The 15,857-nt window shown below is 65.8% G+C and carries 17 protein-coding genes; 9 read left to right on the top strand and 8 right to left on the bottom strand.

Going from position 1 to position 15,857, the window contains the following annotated elements; translation table 11 throughout:
* Positions 1–334 precede the first annotated feature (334 nt).
* The 6 genes from AKJ09_RS18680 (at position 335) to AKJ09_RS18655 (ending at position 3,954) form a co-directional block, all read left to right on the top strand.
* A complete protein-coding gene (locus AKJ09_RS18680; RefSeq protein ID WP_146648560.1) occupies positions 335–1,489 on the top strand; it encodes a hypothetical protein in 1,155 nt (384 codons plus the stop codon).
* Entirely contained in the window at positions 1,486–1,758 is a 273-nt protein-coding gene (locus AKJ09_RS18675; RefSeq protein WP_146648559.1) for a hypothetical protein, read from the top strand. Before AKJ09_RS18680 ends, AKJ09_RS18675 begins: the two co-directional genes overlap by 4 nt.
* Before the next feature lie 130 nt (positions 1,759–1,888).
* Positions 1,889–2,491, top strand: coding sequence for a hypothetical protein (locus tag AKJ09_RS18670; RefSeq protein WP_146648558.1), 603 nt, complete (start codon positions 1,889–1,891; stop codon positions 2,489–2,491).
* A complete protein-coding gene (locus AKJ09_RS18665; protein ID WP_146648557.1) occupies positions 2,488–2,895 on the top strand; it encodes a hypothetical protein in 408 nt (135 codons plus the stop codon). Before AKJ09_RS18670 ends, AKJ09_RS18665 begins: the two co-directional genes overlap by 4 nt.
* Positions 2,896–2,899: 4 nt before the next feature.
* On the top strand, positions 2,900–3,676 hold the full coding sequence (locus tag AKJ09_RS18660; protein ID WP_169927651.1) for an ImmA/IrrE family metallo-endopeptidase: 777 nt from the start codon (positions 2,900–2,902) through the stop codon (positions 3,674–3,676).
* 86 nt (positions 3,677–3,762) lie between these two features.
* Positions 3,763–3,954 (top strand): hypothetical protein, encoded by a 192-nt coding sequence (locus AKJ09_RS18655; RefSeq protein ID WP_146648555.1) that lies wholly within the window; start codon positions 3,763–3,765, stop codon positions 3,952–3,954.
* A 7-nt stretch (positions 3,955–3,961) separates the two neighbouring features.
* Here AKJ09_RS18655 and AKJ09_RS18650 read toward each other — a convergent pair whose 3' ends face one another.
* The 7 genes from AKJ09_RS18650 to AKJ09_RS18620 all read right to left on the bottom strand — a co-directional run bounded on the left by AKJ09_RS18650 (position 3,962) and on the right by AKJ09_RS18620 (position 12,178).
* A complete protein-coding gene (locus AKJ09_RS18650; RefSeq protein WP_146648554.1) occupies positions 3,962–4,594 on the bottom strand; it encodes a hypothetical protein in 633 nt (210 codons plus the stop codon).
* A gap of 110 nt (positions 4,595–4,704) precedes the next feature.
* On the bottom strand, positions 4,705–5,364 hold the full coding sequence (locus AKJ09_RS18645; RefSeq protein WP_275936738.1) for an IgGFc-binding protein: 660 nt from the start codon (positions 5,362–5,364) through the stop codon (positions 4,705–4,707).
* A gap of 23 nt (positions 5,365–5,387) precedes the next feature.
* Complete coding sequence (locus AKJ09_RS18640) at positions 5,388–7,190, bottom strand: IgGFc-binding protein (RefSeq protein ID WP_146648552.1); 1,803 nt, start codon at positions 7,188–7,190, stop codon at positions 5,388–5,390.
* Positions 7,191–7,198: 8 nt separating this feature from the next.
* A complete protein-coding gene (locus AKJ09_RS18635; RefSeq protein ID WP_169927650.1) occupies positions 7,199–8,539 on the bottom strand; it encodes an RCC1 domain-containing protein in 1,341 nt (446 codons plus the stop codon).
* A gap of 11 nt (positions 8,540–8,550) precedes the next feature.
* The gene (locus AKJ09_RS18630; protein ID WP_146648550.1) at positions 8,551–9,762 is read right to left on the bottom strand and encodes a hypothetical protein; all 1,212 of its coding nucleotides are present in this window, start codon (positions 9,760–9,762) and stop codon (positions 8,551–8,553) included.
* Entirely contained in the window at positions 9,759–10,970 is a 1,212-nt protein-coding gene (locus AKJ09_RS18625; RefSeq protein ID WP_146648549.1) for a WD40/YVTN/BNR-like repeat-containing protein, read from the bottom strand. Before AKJ09_RS18625 ends, AKJ09_RS18630 begins: the two co-directional genes overlap by 4 nt.
* Positions 10,967–12,178: a hypothetical protein gene (locus tag AKJ09_RS18620; protein ID WP_146648548.1), complete on the bottom strand. Its 1,212-nt coding sequence runs from the start codon at positions 12,176–12,178 to the stop codon at positions 10,967–10,969. Before AKJ09_RS18620 ends, AKJ09_RS18625 begins: the two co-directional genes overlap by 4 nt.
* 290 nt (positions 12,179–12,468) lie before the next feature.
* Here AKJ09_RS18620 and AKJ09_RS18615 point away from each other — a divergent pair, with 290 nt between their 5' ends.
* The 3 genes from AKJ09_RS18615 (at position 12,469) to AKJ09_RS18605 (ending at position 14,678) form a co-directional block, all read left to right on the top strand.
* On the top strand, positions 12,469–13,353 hold the full coding sequence (locus AKJ09_RS18615; RefSeq protein ID WP_146648547.1) for a hypothetical protein: 885 nt from the start codon (positions 12,469–12,471) through the stop codon (positions 13,351–13,353).
* A 96-nt stretch (positions 13,354–13,449) separates the two neighbouring features.
* Positions 13,450–13,977, top strand: a complete 528-nt coding sequence (locus AKJ09_RS18610) for an RNA polymerase sigma factor (RefSeq protein WP_146648546.1) — start codon at positions 13,450–13,452, stop codon at positions 13,975–13,977.
* Positions 13,974–14,678 carry a tetratricopeptide repeat protein gene (locus tag AKJ09_RS18605; protein WP_146648545.1) on the top strand — a complete coding sequence of 235 codons (705 nt, stop codon included), beginning with the start codon at positions 13,974–13,976 and terminating at the stop codon, positions 14,676–14,678. Before AKJ09_RS18610 ends, AKJ09_RS18605 begins: the two co-directional genes overlap by 4 nt.
* On the opposite strand, the gene AKJ09_RS18600 is transcribed toward AKJ09_RS18605, so the two are convergent.
* Entirely contained in the window at positions 14,675–15,748 is a 1,074-nt protein-coding gene (locus AKJ09_RS18600; RefSeq protein ID WP_146648544.1) for a polysaccharide deacetylase family protein, read from the bottom strand. The two genes, AKJ09_RS18605 and AKJ09_RS18600, sit on opposite strands and share 4 nt — an antisense overlap.
* Between the last annotated feature and the right edge of the window lie 109 nt (positions 15,749–15,857).

The following is a 15,857-nucleotide window of genomic DNA, read 5'->3' as shown; positions in this document are numbered from 1 at the left end:
GCGTCCGAGCGAGCATGCGGGAACGTGGGCAAGCGTCGGTCGATACGCGCCGCAACAACTGAAGGCAGTCGTTGCGGCTCAGTAATCTGCGCTCTTCGTGCTCGAACTCATGACGGTCTCGTCAGACGCTCGATGTCTAGCGCATCCCAGCTCCCCTGTCAGGGGGGCGAGGTGACCGGCCCTCCAACGCTCGAGGTGCCAACCTCAGGAAGCGAACGCGGAAGCGAGGCAAGCGGCCGTTCACGTCCGCGTTCCGACCGCTCGCCGCGCTCGCGCAACCGTCAGCGCGGACGCGTGCTGCAGGGAGCTTCGAAAGGCGCATCTTTTCGAAGAAATGCGATTGCCGCTCCCTCTCCTGCTCCTCGTCGCGGGCTGCGCGTGGTTGCCCGCCATTCAGCTGTTTCACCGAGTCGGTCCCGCCGAGCGAGAGACGATTGCCGGCCAGCTGGTCGAACATACCGTGGCCGAGCCCGTTCCTCGGGCCGACGTCATGCGCGCCGTCAATCCCGAGTGGGATTTCATGCGGCGTACGTTCGTGGTCCTGACGCTCGCCAACCGCGCAATCGCCAAGCCCGAGGAGCGACCTCGTCTGCTGCCTGCCATCGACGCCATCGTCGATTCGACGATCGCTCTCGCGAGCCACGAGGGCGACGAGCACTTCATGCTTCCCTATGCGAAGCGCGGTCCCTTTCGCGATCCGTTCGCACACAGCCTCTTCATCGACGGTGAGCTCGTCGCCATGATTGCCGCGCGTGATCTGGTCGAGCCTCGTATCGCCACGCGGCACGAAGCCGAAACGCGCGCCGCTCGCATCGAGCGCGCGATGCGCGCGAGCCCGAGTTTCTCGGGCGAGAGCTATCCCGACGAGTGTTGGACCTTCTGCAACACCACCGCGCTCGCCGGCCTCGCCATGTTCGATCGCGCGACGGGCGCTCATCACGACGACCTCGCACGCGATTGGATCGAACACGCCAAGGCGCACCTCGTCGATCCCAAGACGGGCATCCTCGTGTCGAGCTACACGTGGGATGGCGAGGTCCTCGATGGCGCGGAGGGCTCGTCGATCTGGATGAGCGCGCACAATCTGCTCTTCGTCGACGAAGCGTTTGCCCGCGATCAGTACGACCGCGCACGCCGTGAGCTCGGCGCGTCGTTCCTCGGATTCGGCTGGGCGCGCGAATGGCCCGCGAGCTCGCAGGCGAGGCCCGACATCGACTCGGGGCCCATCGTTCCACTCCTCGACGCGAGCGCCGGGTCGAGTGGTCTCGCGCTCCTCGGTGCCAGCGCGTTTCGCGACGAGCAATGGTTCGGAAACCTGCTCTCGTCGCTCGAGCTCACCGCCTTTCGCGACGAACGCACCGGACACTACCGCGCGAGCAACGACGTCGGCGACGCGGTGCTCGGCTACGCGCTCTCGTTCGGCCCGCTCCTCGAGAGAGTGCGAACGACGCGCGTCGCTTTCGCTTCCGGCGCGGGAGGCGCGCGATGAAGCGCCCCCTCTGGCTGGTCGGCACCGCGGGCTTCATCGTGCTCCTCCACGGCGCCGCTCGCGCCCTCGGCTGGGCCGATCACACGAGCGTCGTCGCCGGCATGCCGCTCAGCAACCTCTCGCCCATCCTCGGACCAGCGTTCATCGTGCTGCACCTGGTCGTGGTCATCGTCGCCCCCACCCTCGCCGTCGCCGCCCTCCTCGACGCGTTGTTGCGGCGGGCCCATAGGCCACTTGTGCCGACATCGAACGACGATCTTGTGCCGTGATTCTCGCGCGTTGGCCCAGGGTCCGGCTATGCTCCCGCCACACCGGGAGGCCCGGGTTCATGGGCGTCAACTTTTTTGTCGTGCTTGTGATCAACGAAATGTCGGGCGGAGCATCTTTCGGGGAGGAGACGTGAACGACCAACGATCCGACCTGAAGTCTGCGCTACGTGACGCTGACTGGGAGGCCCTGCTTCCCAATCTGCTCGCCTACGCTGCCAATCGCCTTCGGCGAGTGGGATGGCTTTCGGGGCGCGACCAGGAGCCCAGCAAGCTCTCGGTCGAGCAGCTCGTCCAGACGGCCGTCGAGCATTGCCTCGACGGATCCCGCACCTGGGACCCGAAAGCAGTGGACCTCGGCGGCTTTCTTCGCGGAGTCATCCGCAGTTTGACCTCGTCCGAGAAGAAGAAGGCTGTGCGATCCAAGACGGACGCCAAGCCGGAGCTCGATCGCTACTTTGCCCCCGTCGATTCGCCGGAAGACGATGCGATGGAGGAAGAGAGCCGCCAAGAGCTCCTCGTCTTGATCGAGGGGTGCACGACCGACGACCAGGATCTACGGGATCTGTATCTCGCCATCCTCGACGGAAACACGAAACGCGAAGACATCGCAGCCACGCTCGGCTGGAGCGCAGACCGCGTCACCGCGGCGCGCATCAAGCTCCAGCGGCGGCTTCTCAAGCGTGCTCCCGATCGGTTCGGTGAGGCGCGTGAGCGGCGAAGGAGGATCTCATGAGCAAGAGTCGACGAGAGATCGAGGCTCTCATCGAAGCGCTCGACGACGCTCCCATCGACGAAGAGCAGGCGCGGGAGACCGTGTCGCAGCTCGGAATCGACGTGAGCGAGCTGGCTGGCAGGCTGCGCATGCAGGTTGCCCAGGCCGACGCGCGCGAACGAGAGACGCGCATCCACGAAGCACGAAAAGCCTACGCGGCCGAGGTCGAAGCGCTCGAGCGCCGAAGGATCTCTGCCACCCAATCCCGAGACGAGCAGCTCACCATGTTCCGGGCGCTCCTCTCCAAGGTGCCCCCGCAGCAGGTGGCCGTTCACTTCCACAAGTACGAGTCGGCGACAGACGAAGAGCTCGCCGAACTGATCCGGGCGCTCCGTCATCTTCTCGGCGAGGATGAACCCGAGTAGCGGAATGCGCCGGCGCGCGCCGGTGCTCGGTATCGGAATCGAGGCCGCTCGTAAGGTGCGTAGCGCCATCGGCTACGTCCATCCGACGGAGCTCGAGATCGAGGTACTCGCCTACATGCGCGGGGCCCTCGTCCGAACGGCTCCTGCTCATGGAGCACGCGCGAACCTGCTTCGCGTCGGCGAACGAGGGATCATCGCCGTCGCCGAAACGCTCACCGATACGGAACGGCGCTGGGCCATTGCCCACGAGCTCGGTCACTTCGAAGCGCACGCAGGCATCAGCTTCCTCGGGCTCTGCTCGAGCACGGACATGCTCCCCGCCTACCAGGCGAGCGGTCGCGAGCCGGAAGCCAACGCCTTCGCCGCCGAGCTTTTGATGCCGGAAGACTTGTTCGCGAAGCGTTGTGACGTCGCGAAGGTCTCGTGGGAGCCGGTTCACGCGCTCGCCGAAGAATTCGACGTCTCGATGACCGCCGCCGCGCTGCGCTTCATCTCCTATACGGAGGAGCGCGTGGCCATCGTGTGCGCGAAAAACGGCAAGGTGCTCTGGTCTGCCGGAACGAAAGACTTCGGTACGCGCCCGAGGCGCGGTGACCGCATCGGCGAGTGGACCGAGATGCACTCCTTCTTCAAGAAAGGACGCGTCTCCAACAAACCGCAAACGGTCTCCGCCAGCGCTTGGATCGAAGACATCGAAGACGACGAAGAGCACATCGTCGAACACGTCTTCCCTGCCCCGCGTCTTGGGATTGCCACCAGCCTTTTGTGGTGGAAGCCCTGATCACGGAAAAGTTCGATCGCACGTGATCGGCGCACCACCCACCGGAGCATCTCTGGTCGAAGTTGAAGATCGACCCGGAGGCTCTGATGCGATTGAGCTACCAGCAATACGCCGCCATTCGTGACCGCAAGCGCGACCGTTTCGCCCGCGACCTCGCCGCCGAACACGCGCGCTACGCCGAGCGCACCATGAATCTCCTCGGGTTCTGCTCACATTGCGGGCGCGACGTGCTCGAAGGCGAGCGTCACGAACAGGGCTGCCGCGAATCGTCGACCTGAGTTCTCCTCAGAAGGGAGAGACGTCGAACCCGAATGCGAGGCGGGCGCCAACCTCAGTCTGGCCTCCGAAGTGCTTCACGGTGGTCTCCTGGCGGGTCGCTCCGGAGAACCAATTTGTCGACGAATACGTCTCGAGCTTGTTCGTGCTGTCCAGGTCGTACTGCACGTAGAGCCACGCGCCGAGGCTGAAACGAACCACTCTCGGTCGCGGGGGCGTCCAGCGAATGCCGAAGCGCCCACCTGCATACGGAATCGTCGCCGACGACGCGGGTTCGTCGCTGAGCAAAGGCCCCGCGAGCCAATAGCCGTTCGCGCCGAGCTCGGCGAGGACGTCGACGTTGACGCAGCAGCCCTGCGTACCGACACCCAGAGCGACTCCTCCTCCCAATTTGGAGTCGAAGAGACCCGAAAAGTTCAGCGCCGGTCCCAGCTCGAAAGCACCGAGCTTTACGAGACCGATCGCCCCGAGGTTGATGCCGTACGTCGAGGCACCGGCGCCCACGTCCACATGAATCTGAACCGGCTTTTCGGCATGCGATAGCTCGGACTCGGTGACCTCTCCCGTCGGGCCGTCTGCACGGGCGGCGACGACGCTGAGCGAAACGGCAAGGATCGTCGAGGCGAGCACGAACGGCTTCATGCCCGCCCTTCAGCAACCGTCATTCCAGCCCGTGGCAGACGGGCCTTCGCGGCCTTACGAAATCCGTGTGCAGAGCCTTGCGCACGTGGCGTGCAAAGCCGTGCTCGACGTCACTTCGGAACGGTCACCGTTACCGGCATGATCGGGCGGAGCCCCATGCCGCCCGGGAAGCCGTAGCTTGCATCGAGATCCGTCCCCCACACCGTGATCGAGAAGGGGCCGTCGCTGCTCGCCCCCTGGCGGCCGTAGCCGCAGGAGCCGCCCGCGAAGGCCTGCGACTGGAACGTCTTCGTAAGCTGGACCCACGCATATTCATACTCACCGCTGGTGCCGATGGGTGCCCATCCGGAGACCTCGCCTGCGCAATCGAGTGTCACCCGCAAGAAGCCCTTGCTCGTCTTTCGACGCACCATGGTGAGGGTGGTGTTGGCATACGTGTGATCGGTGAAGAACACGTAGTGGTCGAGGAACTGATCCGACGGCACCGCGTTCACGAAGTCGGGGTCGCCCGTCGTACGCGAGTTCGGTGGAGTGGTGCTCGCGTTGTACATCGAGCCGGTCATGTAGACCGCCGCATAGAACGGATGCGACGCGTCCTGGCTCTTCACGGTGACGACGTCCGACGTCGCGAACGAAACCACCTGCCCTGCCCCCAGCTTCGTCGGCGCCCCGACCGGCGGAGCGGGATCGTACGTCAGCACCGTACCGTTCACCGCGCCGACGAACCGCCACGGGAGGGCGCCCGCGCAGCCTTCGCCGCGCGAGCCCAGCAGTCCGTCGCGTCGCGCGACGACTACTTCACGGTCGGGAGAGGCGCCGAGTTGACGGGACGACTACCCATACCGCCGGCGTAGCCGTAGCTGGCGTCGCGGGCCGTGCCCCAAACGGTGAGCGAGAAGGTGCCTTGGCTCTTGGCCTCGTGACGGCCGTAGCCGCACGTGCCCTTCGCGAAGGTTCGGGGAGAGAAGCCGCTCGTCAGACGAACCCACGCGTATTCGAACTCGCCGCTCGTTCCGAGAGGCTGAAAGCCGCTGATCTCGCCTGCGCAGTCGAGCTCGACGGGCAAGAAGCCCGAGGTCGTCTTGCGACGGACGACCGTGAGAGACGTCTCCGGGTACGTGTAGTCGGTGAAGAAGACATAGCGGTCGAGAAACTGGTCAGTGGGGACGACGTTCACGAAATCAGGATCGCCCAGCGTGCGGCCAAGGCCTTCGAGGCCTCCGTTGAATTGCGAGCCCGTCATGTAGACGGCGGCATGGAACGGGTGCTTGTCGTCCTGGCTCTTCACCGTGACGATCTGATCGGTGAAGAAGCTCACCGCTTGACCGGCCTCGAGAGTCTCGGGCGCGCCGCGCGGTCGTGAAGGCTCGTATGTGAGAACAGTGCCCGAGGCAGCGCCCACGAAGCCCCATGCCACTTGCTCGGCGGGAGTCTCGCCGTGCAACCCCACGATGCGCGTTTCGTACGGAACGAGCGCGTACTGCGTTCCCCACTGCGAGAACGGCGCGAGCTGCTGCTGGGTCAGATCGCAGAACATCGTTTCGCCGGGAAGGAACGCGCACGACGAGCCGCCGAAGACACCGACCGGCTTGTCCGCGAGGATTGGACTCCCGCTCGTGTTGTCGGCCTGGGAGATCTGGAGGACCTGACCGCGGGCGAGGGTCCACGAGCCGGATTCACCGAAGCGTGCGGGGGCGACGTCCTCTCCCTGGAGGATGCTCACCGTGGGCTTGATCGTCACCGTGGTGGCGTCCTCGTTCGCGACGATCTGCAACGTGCGAGGCTCGGTGCCGGGAGTCCCCTGACGCGTCAGGTTGCTCGTGCTGACGGCGATGTAGCGCGTGTCCCACGAGGAGACGGGCAAGAGCAGCGTCGCGGTCGGATACATGCTGTCGGCGCCGCCGTACGGGAATATCGAATAGGCAGCGACGGGCGCGTCGGCGACGAGGTGGAACGCACTCGAACGCGACGTCGTGCCGTGGCGAATCGGGTCCGCCTTGATCGCGGGCACGACGCCATCGGGGCACTTGGCGAACCGTAGCTCCGTCGAGCTCTCGGCCTGGGAGAGAAAGACGAGCGCGACCTGCCCAGGAGGCAGTGGCCCCGAGAGAAGCGTATAGGTCGTATTCTGCCCCGACTTCTCGGCCGTATAGATTGATTTGGAAATATCCAGCGCGGCATTTCCATATTCGGCGGAGAGGTTGACCGGACGGTCCCAGGTGTTCGCCACCATGGCGGCGTAGCAAGCACCTCGTCCTTCCATGACGCTGTCCGGAGGGAGGGTCCAGAACGAGCAGCCAATCGACCCCTTCGACAGCTTCGCGCTCTCACACGCGTCGACGCACTTGCCGTCGCCACACCCCTGTTCGGCGGGACAGGTCTGCACGACCTCTTCGCCGCCGTCACACGTGGCGAGCACGCTCTTCAGGTCGGGCGAACAGCGGAACGACGTGCACTGGTTCAGCGTTCCCGCATCCCCTCCGAGGCCGGGCGCCTTGTCCTCCTCGAATCCGTCGCGCGAATTGCACGCCGCGAACGCGATCGTGCCCAACGTGAGCACGACGATGCTGCCGAACAAGGACTTCGTGGTTCTCATGAGCGTGCTCAAAACGCGACCTTCACCGGTGTGGGATGGGCCGAGTCGTCCGACGTTCCCTGGCCGAGCTCACCCGCGCCATTCCCGCCCCAACAAGCGACCGTGCCGTCTTGCACGAGCGCACAAACCGTCGTCAGGCCGCTGGCGACATCGACCGCCTGCTCCGTGAATGACGACGCCGCGACGAAGAAGGTGGAGAACTCGCCCGCTTTCCCGCGACCGAGCTGCCCCTGATCGTCGCTCCCGCAACACTGCACTGTGCCGTCCGTCATGCGCGCGCACGTGGTGTTGCCCGACGTGGTGATGCGTTGCGGATACGCCACTCCGGTCGTGGCTGCGACGCGTGGTTTCTGCTCGAACGGGTCGGGCAAACCCGTGCACAGTGCACCTCGACCGTCCCTTCCCCAGCAGTGCGCGACGCCGTTCGCGATGGCGCACGCGTGCGAGGAGACGGAGAAACTCGACACCCCTGCGAGGATCGTCGCGGGGATGGGATCGGGGCTGATCGACGAGATGCGCCCCGACTGCTCGCCTTCGTAGCCCGAGAGGGCACCGAACGAGCGAAGGTCGCCGGTCGTCGTCAGAGCGAAGCCGGTCATGGGACCGATCGCGGTGCGGGCGATCGGAGAACCTCCGAGCTCCGCGGGACCAGGAGACTCGATCGCACCGAAGGCCTGGCGCGCGAGCTGGCCGTAGGTGTCGTCGCCCCAGCAATGGGTGCCACTCGCGAGAACGGCACACGCGCCTCCGGAACCCACGTCGATACGCAGCGCGGCTCCCGGCAGAGCCACCTCGAGCGGCGTGGCATGGCGTTCTTCGTCGAAGATCGGGTCGGTGGGCTGGCCCAGCTGTCCGTGGCTGTTCGACCCCCAGCAAGACACCTTGCCCGCGCTCGAGAGCGCGCACGTCGAAGAGCCGGCGGCGCTGAGTTGCGTGATCTGCTCGAGCCCGGCAACGCGCTTGCTGGCAGGCTCCGGATCGTCGCCCCTTCCGAGTGCGCCGGAATCGTCACCACCCCAGCACTCGACAGTTCCGTCGTCGAAGCGCGCACAGAAGTGGTGGTCTCCAGCCACGAGCTGCGTGACGCACTTCGCTCCCGAGCACGCCACCTTCTGATCCGTGGGGTCGAACGGCGCGCGCGAATCGACCACGTCGGCACCGCCATCGGGAGTGGGCGCGGCCGCCTCGGGAAGATTGGCCACCGACGCGTCCGAGGCGTCGGGTGTGGGATCGAAGCTCTCGGTCTTGTCGTCACTACATGCAACGACGACGAGCGACGACGCGGCCAGCACCGCGGGCGCCAGCGCGAGCGAGGAGGCCCAACGCATCATGCGGATACGGTTTTGCATGACTGGCACTCTCATTTCGCCTTTGCTTTGGTGGGGTCGAAGTGCGCCGCGACTCCATCACCGACGACCCAGACCTCCGACGCGCTCTTTCCCCACAGGTCGTGGAGCGGCTTCACGATCGGGAAGAGGCCGGTCATGAAGGCAACCTGCTTCCACTCCACCCCGTCCCAACGTCGGAAACGACCGTAATCGCCGGCCGCGAGGACCCCGGTGCCCGCAGGTCCCCAAATGGCTTCCATCCTTTGATCGTTGTCGTCTCGACTGATGAACTTCCAGGTGTAGGTATGATTGCCATCGGTCGAATTGCCGTAGATGTATTCGCGGCTCGCCCCGGCCGTCTGCCCGACGATCCAGACCTCCTCGCCGTTGGTCCCGGCCGTCTCGAAAACACCGAGGTTCCCCGAGAACGGATTGTTCGGTGCATCGGGCAGACCGACGTTCTCGAAGTTGGTTGCTCCGACCGGTCGACGGAAGACCGCAGCTTCCATGAATTCGGGGGCTCCGCTGCCTCCGATCCAAACACCGCTGCTCGCCGTCCCCCAGACCTTCGTGAAGGCGTACGGGAGACTCGACGCCTCGTCGAGCGACCACGCGGCCATACCCCCCGCACCCTCCGAATAATGTACGACGCGATTCACGGGCGTCTGCCAGTCGAGCAACTTGCCGGCGACGGCCCAGACGTCCTTCGGCCCCGTTCCCCAAATCGAGGAGATCACGAGCGACGAATCACCGGGGACTTCGTTTGGCTCGAACGTGAGAGCCGACGAGCTCGTGCCTGTGCCGTGGTAGATCCCGTCTCGTCCGGCAACCCAGATATCCGTCGGACCGCTTCCCCAGATCGACGTCAGCGGCCCCGACAGCTTCGCGTGCACCGACCACGTGTTCTGATCGAAGCGCAGCACCGAGCCATCGTCGGCAGCGGCCCAGATCACGCCAGTCCCATCACCCCACACGCCATGCAGCGAGAGGCCGTCGGGAACCACCGTCTGGCACCAGCCCTCGTCCGAGCACGTGCGCTCTTCGCGCGGAGCACCGTCCTTCGCATCCGGCGCCTCGGCGTCGGTGCCCGTCTCGGCGACGCTCGCCTCCGGAACGCTCGGACCGGCCGGCTGCGACGTGACCGCGGGATCGCCTTCGTCGCTCCCCGCACACGCAAAGACCGTTGCCACGCCTGTGGACGCCACGAGCATCCGTGCGAGCCAAGCCAAACGCGCCGCCCTCATCGATCGCCTCCGGGCTTGGAACCCGTGAAATGGAGCGTGAGCTCGTCACCGACGATCCACACGTCGTCTGCGGAGCTTCCCCAGATTCCGTACAAGTTGGGTTTCTTGCCAATCGGGAACGCAACGCTGGAATTGGTCCACGACGTTCCGTCGTAGTGAATGACAGTGCCGAGGTCGCCGACCGCCCAAACGTCGTTCGCCGAGCTACCCCAGATCGCGTGGAGGGCCGCCGACGAAGGCGGCGTCACGACCGCCCAGCGCTCGGCACCGGCGGTGAAGTGACGGAGCGTGCCTTCGTCGCCGACCGCCCAGACATCGTTGGCCGAGCTGCCCCAGATCGACTCGAGGACACGCGAAGACTGACTGTCGACGGACTTCCAAACGCCGCCGCCGTCGCGATGCATGAGGACTCCACGCATCCAGGGCAACTCCGTGCTGTTGTCGGCAGAAACCCAGAGGTCGTTCGCCGAGCTCCCCCAGATGGCGCGAATGGTGGCCGCCGGCCACTGGCCTTCGAATCCCTGGAGGAGCTCCCACGCGGAGTCGGCATCGCCGCTCGGGCGACGGAACCAGTTGCTGGAGACGAGCGCCTCGAGGTCGGGATTGAACTGCTCGTGGGGCTCCCCCCCGACGAACAGCTCGCCTGGAAGGGTGCCCCACATCGCGAAGACCCGTCCCACGCCCTCTTCGGAGACCGGAACCGGCGTGAACGTCGAGGCGTCCGTGCTGTGCAAGACGACCTTCGACGACCCTGCGGCCCACACGTCCTTCGGTCCACTCGACCAAACCGCGTAGAGCGTGCTCTGGACGCCCGAGGGCACGGCGTTCCACTTGCTGCCGTCGTAGTGGACGATCGTTCCACCGGAGCCGACGGCCCACACGTCGGACTTCGAAGAGCCCCACACCGACGTCAGGGCGAATCGAGGGTCGATCCCGGTCGAGACGGGACACCAATCGACCTCGGCGCAATCGCGCGGAACGGAGACGCACGACGGGTCGGCGGCGTCACACGACGCGCTCCCGGTGGCATCCGTGAGGCTTGCCTCCGGCGCGTTCGCGTCCAGCCCAGCATCGCCCCCGTCGAGGACGGTCGAAGAGTCGCTCGGCGGCGAAGCCGAATCCGAATCCGCGCAGCTCGCGATCGTGGGGAGCGACAGCGCGAGGAGCGACAACGCCGTGAAGGCGAGTGCGTATCGCTGGCGAATCATTTCGTCACCTCGCCGTTGCACGGGGCCATCAGGCACTGACCTTCGACGCACGGCTGGCCGTCGGCGATGTCACACGAGTGACCGCACGCACCGCAATTTCCCGGGTGGACGCGAAGGTCGGTCTCGCAACCGTCGTTCGGGTCACCGTTGCAATCGGCATATCCCTTCGCGCAGTCGACCTGACAAATGCCCTTTTTGCAGGAGCGAATCTGATTATCGCTTTGCGAGGGACAGGCCAGACCGCACTCTCCGCAGTTGTTTGGATCGTTGAGAATGTCGATGCAGACTTCGTCGCAGAGAACCGTGCCCGACTTCTTGCACGGAATCAGGCATTCGTGACCGTTTCCCTCGTCACGGCATTCTTCGCCCGGACCGCAGACGATCCCGCATCCGCCACAGTTGTTCAGGTCGGTGAAAACGTCGTCGATTTCGCACCCGTCGGATGCGCACTTCTTGTTGTCGAGGTCGTGATTGCAGTCTTCCGACGTGCCGCCACACTTGAGTGCACCGCACTTACCCTCACGACAGCCGAAGTGCGTATTGCGCGGGGCATCCGCACAGGAGTCGTCGGTCCGAGGACAGATGTCGCCACACCGCCCGCAGTTGTCGTCGTTGTTCTGCAGGTCGACGCAGGAGCCGTCGCAGTCGGTGAGGCCGTTCGGACATCCGCACTTGCCCTCGTGGCAGCTCTGGCCCGGCGCACAGGCGTTCCCGCACGCACCGCAGTTCTTCGGGTCGAGCAAGACGTCGGACTCGCAGCCGTCGTCCAGCAAGTCGTTACAGTCGTGGTACTCCGTCGGCGCATTCCCCGTCGGCGTCGGCCGGAGCGGACTGTAGCACTCCAGGATGCACCCGCCCTGCACGCAGCGCGTGATCATGCGAATGGGCTGGAACGACGGGCAGACGTTCCCGCACGCGCCGCAATTGTCCTGATCCGTCATCAGGTTCGTGCCGCATCGATACGTGGCGCCGAACTTGGCAGGGCACGTGTCGTAGCCCGCGGGGCACTCCGTGGCGATGCAAAGCTTCTGGGCGGGCGCGCTGTCCGGGCAGGTCCCTCCATCGCACGCGGGGTCGACCTCCGCATCGCCTCCCGTGAAGGAGGGCCCGGCGTCTTCCGACGGTTCGTAGGCGAGCTCGGCGCGCTGGGCGCATGCAAGCACGAGCGTGGCTACCAACACGGCAACGGTGACGGTTCTCGTCGACATTCTTGCTTCCCGATAAGCTGGGTGTCGCCCCTTTCCAGAAACTTCCCGAAACCGTCACCGATCGCGTCGCTTTGTACGAAGAAGGCTCTTTTCCAAGCCGCCGGGCCCGTGAAGCCCGTTTACGCCGCTCGATGCGTCTCGGGCTGGGGCGGCTCCTTCTTGCTTCCTGCGTCGTTGCGGCGGCGTTGTTTTTCGCGGCGCGCGGTGCGTTCGCGGAGCCCCAATCCGAGGGCGTGAGCTTTCACTGGTCACGCGACACCAGCGCCGGCATGTGTGCGTCTTCGGAGGCCATGACCACCGAGATCGGTCAACGCCTCGGCGTCGTTCCTTTCGTGGCCGAAGGCAAGCGGTCGCTCGAGGGGTTCATCGAGCGACGCGACGGATCCTATCGCGTGCGACTGGTCCTTCGCGATGCGGACGGAGCCGTCGCCTGGACACGCGAGCTCGCCAGTACGTCGCCGGATTGCCAGGCCGCAACACAAGCGGCGGCTCTTGCCGTGACCGCGCTCCTCGCTCTCGAAGTGGAGGCCGCTCAGCAGCATGTCGACGCGCGCGATGCAGGCATCGACGCCGAGATCGACGCCAGCGATGCCAGCGCTCCCGCACCGCCGAGGCCGCGCAAGACGCACGACGCAGCTGCGCCGCTCCCCGAGCGCGCCGTTGCGCCCGGAACCGAGCTCGAGCTTTCGGCCGTAGGCGCTGTTGGCTTGCTGCCGTCGGCAAGCATCGGTGCCGGAGTCTTCGTCACGCGATTGCTCGCGAGGCCCCTTCGCCTCGAGGTCGGGGGCTATTGGCTCGCCGAAACGAAGGCTGACGACGAGCGCTTCGGCTTCGGCCTCGTGGCCGCCAAAGGCGCTCTCTGCGGTGAGAAGGCCTTCCCGGCCGTGACACTCGACTTGTGCGGAGGCCTGCACGTCGGCGTCGTTCACGCGGTCGTCTTCTCGGGCCTCACTCCCTCTCGACCCGGGGAACGGGCTTGGCTCGGCATCTCGGCGGGGCCTCGGGTGCGCGTCCCCATCGTGGGTCCGCTCGAACTCTCGATGGAAGCGAGTGTCGTGATGAATGCGCTCCGATATCAGTTCGTGAACGTGGTGGGAGGCAGTGATTCCGTGGTTTTCGAGCAGCCTCTCGTCGCCGGCCAAGCTCAGCTTGGTCTCGGCCTCGCGTTCCCGTGAGATTGTTGGAAGCTTTTCCGAGGTGGCGACACGTAGGATGAAGATGATCGCCGACGCCCAACTCGCCACCGCTTCCCTGGAGGGGAGCGTCCGACGTTGAGGCAGCTCTACGACGAGCACGTGGAGTTCGTCTGGAGCGCGCTCGTGCGGCTCGGCGTGCAACCGTCCGACGCGGACGACTGCACCCAGGAGGTCTTCCTCGTCATCCACAAGCGCCTCGGCACGTTCGAAGCGCGCGCGAGCATCCGCAGCTGGGTGTACGGCATCTGCCTTCGCGTCGCGTCGAACTACCGTCGTGGACGACGCACCCGCCCTCAGGCCCACGAAGACGCGGAGAAGGTCAGCGCCACACTCGCGACTTCGGAGCCCGGCCCCGAAGAGCAGCTGTCCGAGCACGAGGCGCGCGCCGTCATCGACGAGGCACTCGCCAGACTCGAGCCCGAGCAGCGCCTCATGATCGTGATGTTCGAAATCGACGACCTGACGGGGAAGGAAATCGCGGCCTCGCTGGGCTTGCCCATCGGTACGGTCCACTCGCGGTTGTCCCGTGCGCGTGACGCCTTTCGCAGCGCCGTTGCACGCGTCATGCGCGATGGGAACGCCGGAACAAGGAGATCGACGTGAGCAGCCCCCTCGTTCCGTTTCGCCATTCGCCCGAGCCCGACGAGGTCGGTCGCCTTCTCGCCAAAGGTGCGAAGTCGATGAAGACCCCGCAAATGTCGGCGGAGGCTCGCGCGAAGATCCTGAACTCGCTCCCCACACAACCCGCGCCGGCCGCCACGCTTCTTCCCTGGATGAAGGTCACCGCCTTCGTGGTCGGTGGTCTCGGCATCCTTGGAATCGCGCTTGCCATTCGCTCGCGAACCGCCACGACGCCGTCGTCGAGCGACCCCCACGCCGTCGTCGTACCGGCCGCGCAGGAAGCAACGAACGAGACTCCGTCATCCGTATCCACAGCGGCAGGAGAGACCGCGCCGGTGATCTCCGTGAGCGACCTTCCCATGGCGGCGCCCGCGCATCGCGAGCATTCTCCCGCGGCGCGACCGACGGCCTCGGGTGAAGACGTCGATACGCTCCCGCGCGAAGTCGCGCTCATCGATCGCGCACGGGCGAGCCAAGATCCGAACGCGAAGCTCGCCGTTTTCGCCGAGCACGCGCGCGCGTTTCCGAACGGAAAGCTCGCGCTCGAGCGCGAGGTCTTCGCCGTCGAGGCGCTCCTGCAGGCCGGTCGCAACGACGAGGCTCGTTCGCGAGGCGAAGCGTTGATTCGTTCACAGCCCTCGAGCCCGCACGCCGCGCGCGTGCGCAAGATGCTTCAGCTCTAGAGCGGCGGAATCGGCGCGACGAAGATCGGCGGCACGAGCGTCGATTGGCCCGAACGCAGCGCCTGCGCGCGCGATGGCTTCGCCACGGCGTCGAGAAAGCCGCGAATCCCTTCCGGCTCGTTGCCATTGCCGTGCACCAGGACGACCGCGCGCGGCTTGATGGGCTGCCCCTTCGCGATCCAGGCGTCGGCGTCGAGCGGCATGACGGACAGCTTCGAGAGCTGCGCGAGGCGCTCTTCGTCGTGAATCAATCCGGGGAAGCGAAAGATTGTCGAAGGAACGATGCCGCGACCGAGAAGAACGCGCTCGAGACCGAGAACTTCTTCTTCGAAATCGACCGACGACGCCGTGAGAAACTCCGCATTGCGGCACGACTGGTCGAGACAGTGGAGTGGGTGCGTACTCGAGTGATTGATCCACGTGATCGCGAGTTTGTTTTCATGTTCCCACTCGAGAAGCCGGCCGAGCTCGTCGGGGTGGGCCTTGGCCCAGACGCCCGTCATTGCGATTCCAACGGGCGTCGGCTTCGATCGCACGCTGGAGAGATTCACCGCCCAATCGAAGAGCCTCTCTTCCCAGAGCTTCTTCGACTGGCACATGTCGATGGTCAGCGCGAACGGCTCGGCCGCACCGAGATTCGGCGCATCGCTCGAGACGTGCGACAGGGCCTCGTGCGACGCGGCCAGTGTCGCGAGGCTCTTGGCGAAGGGCGTCTCGCCGACGCGGTCACCGCTCTGCGCGGGGCGACTCTTCGCTTCGAGTGCTGCGGTGGGCACCACCGACGTCTCGTACGAAGCGGCGTCGACGACGAACCGCGCATCGATGCCCTGAACCGTCAGGCGCCTCGTGACGAGCAGCGTACGACCCGACGCGATGGCCTGCCCGAACGTGGCCGCGATCGCCGACGTGCTGACCCGTGCTTCGGGCGGCGTGATCGGCGCGAGTCCTTCGACCGCGAACGCCGCCAAGGCATCGCTGCCGTCCGCGACCTCCTCGTCGTCGGACTCCGGCGCGCACGCGGTCAGAGCCGCGAGGGCGAGGGATAGGCCGACGGCGAGCAGGACGCGCATGAAGCCAGCTCATACGCACACGACATGCCATGTAGGCCCCGCGTGCCGAGACCGAAAAATGAGCCTCCTCGTGATGCCTGCCGGCCTCATGGCTGGATCGGTGGGCCCC

The sequence above is a fragment of the Labilithrix luteola genome (assembly GCF_001263205.1).
GTDB classification, from domain to species: Bacteria; Myxococcota_A; Polyangia; order Polyangiales; family Polyangiaceae; genus Labilithrix; species Labilithrix luteola.
Note: the sequence above shows the minus strand (reverse complement) of the source record. Positions and strands in the feature narration are given on the sequence as shown.

Coding starts and splice junctions, on each gene's coding strand:
- AKJ09_RS18650 (WP_146648554.1), bottom strand. CDS start 4,594: ATGAAGCCGTTCGTGCTCGCCTCGACGATCCTTGCCGTTTCGCTCAGC.
- AKJ09_RS18625 (WP_146648549.1), bottom strand. CDS start 10,970: ATGATTCGCCAGCGATACGCACTCGCCTTCACGGCGTTGTCGCTCCTC.
- AKJ09_RS18675 (WP_146648559.1), top strand. CDS start 1,486: ATGAAGCGCCCCCTCTGGCTGGTCGGCACCGCGGGCTTCATCGTGCTC.
- AKJ09_RS18665 (WP_146648557.1), top strand. CDS start 2,488: ATGAGCAAGAGTCGACGAGAGATCGAGGCTCTCATCGAAGCGCTCGAC.
- AKJ09_RS18630 (WP_146648550.1), bottom strand. CDS start 9,762: ATGAGGGCGGCGCGTTTGGCTTGGCTCGCACGGATGCTCGTGGCGTCC.
- AKJ09_RS18635 (WP_169927650.1), bottom strand. CDS start 8,539: ATGCAAAACCGTATCCGCATGATGCGTTGGGCCTCCTCGCTCGCGCTG.
- AKJ09_RS18620 (WP_146648548.1), bottom strand. CDS start 12,178: ATGTCGACGAGAACCGTCACCGTTGCCGTGTTGGTAGCCACGCTCGTG.
- AKJ09_RS18640 (WP_146648552.1), bottom strand. CDS start 7,190: ATGAGAACCACGAAGTCCTTGTTCGGCAGCATCGTCGTGCTCACGTTG.
- AKJ09_RS18660 (WP_169927651.1), top strand. CDS start 2,900: ATGCGCCGGCGCGCGCCGGTGCTCGGTATCGGAATCGAGGCCGCTCGT.
- AKJ09_RS18600 (WP_146648544.1), bottom strand. CDS start 15,748: ATGCGCGTCCTGCTCGCCGTCGGCCTATCCCTCGCCCTCGCGGCTCTG.
- AKJ09_RS18680 (WP_146648560.1), top strand. CDS start 335: ATGCGATTGCCGCTCCCTCTCCTGCTCCTCGTCGCGGGCTGCGCGTGG.
- AKJ09_RS18615 (WP_146648547.1), top strand. CDS start 12,469: ATGACCACCGAGATCGGTCAACGCCTCGGCGTCGTTCCTTTCGTGGCC.
- AKJ09_RS18655 (WP_146648555.1), top strand. CDS start 3,763: ATGCGATTGAGCTACCAGCAATACGCCGCCATTCGTGACCGCAAGCGC.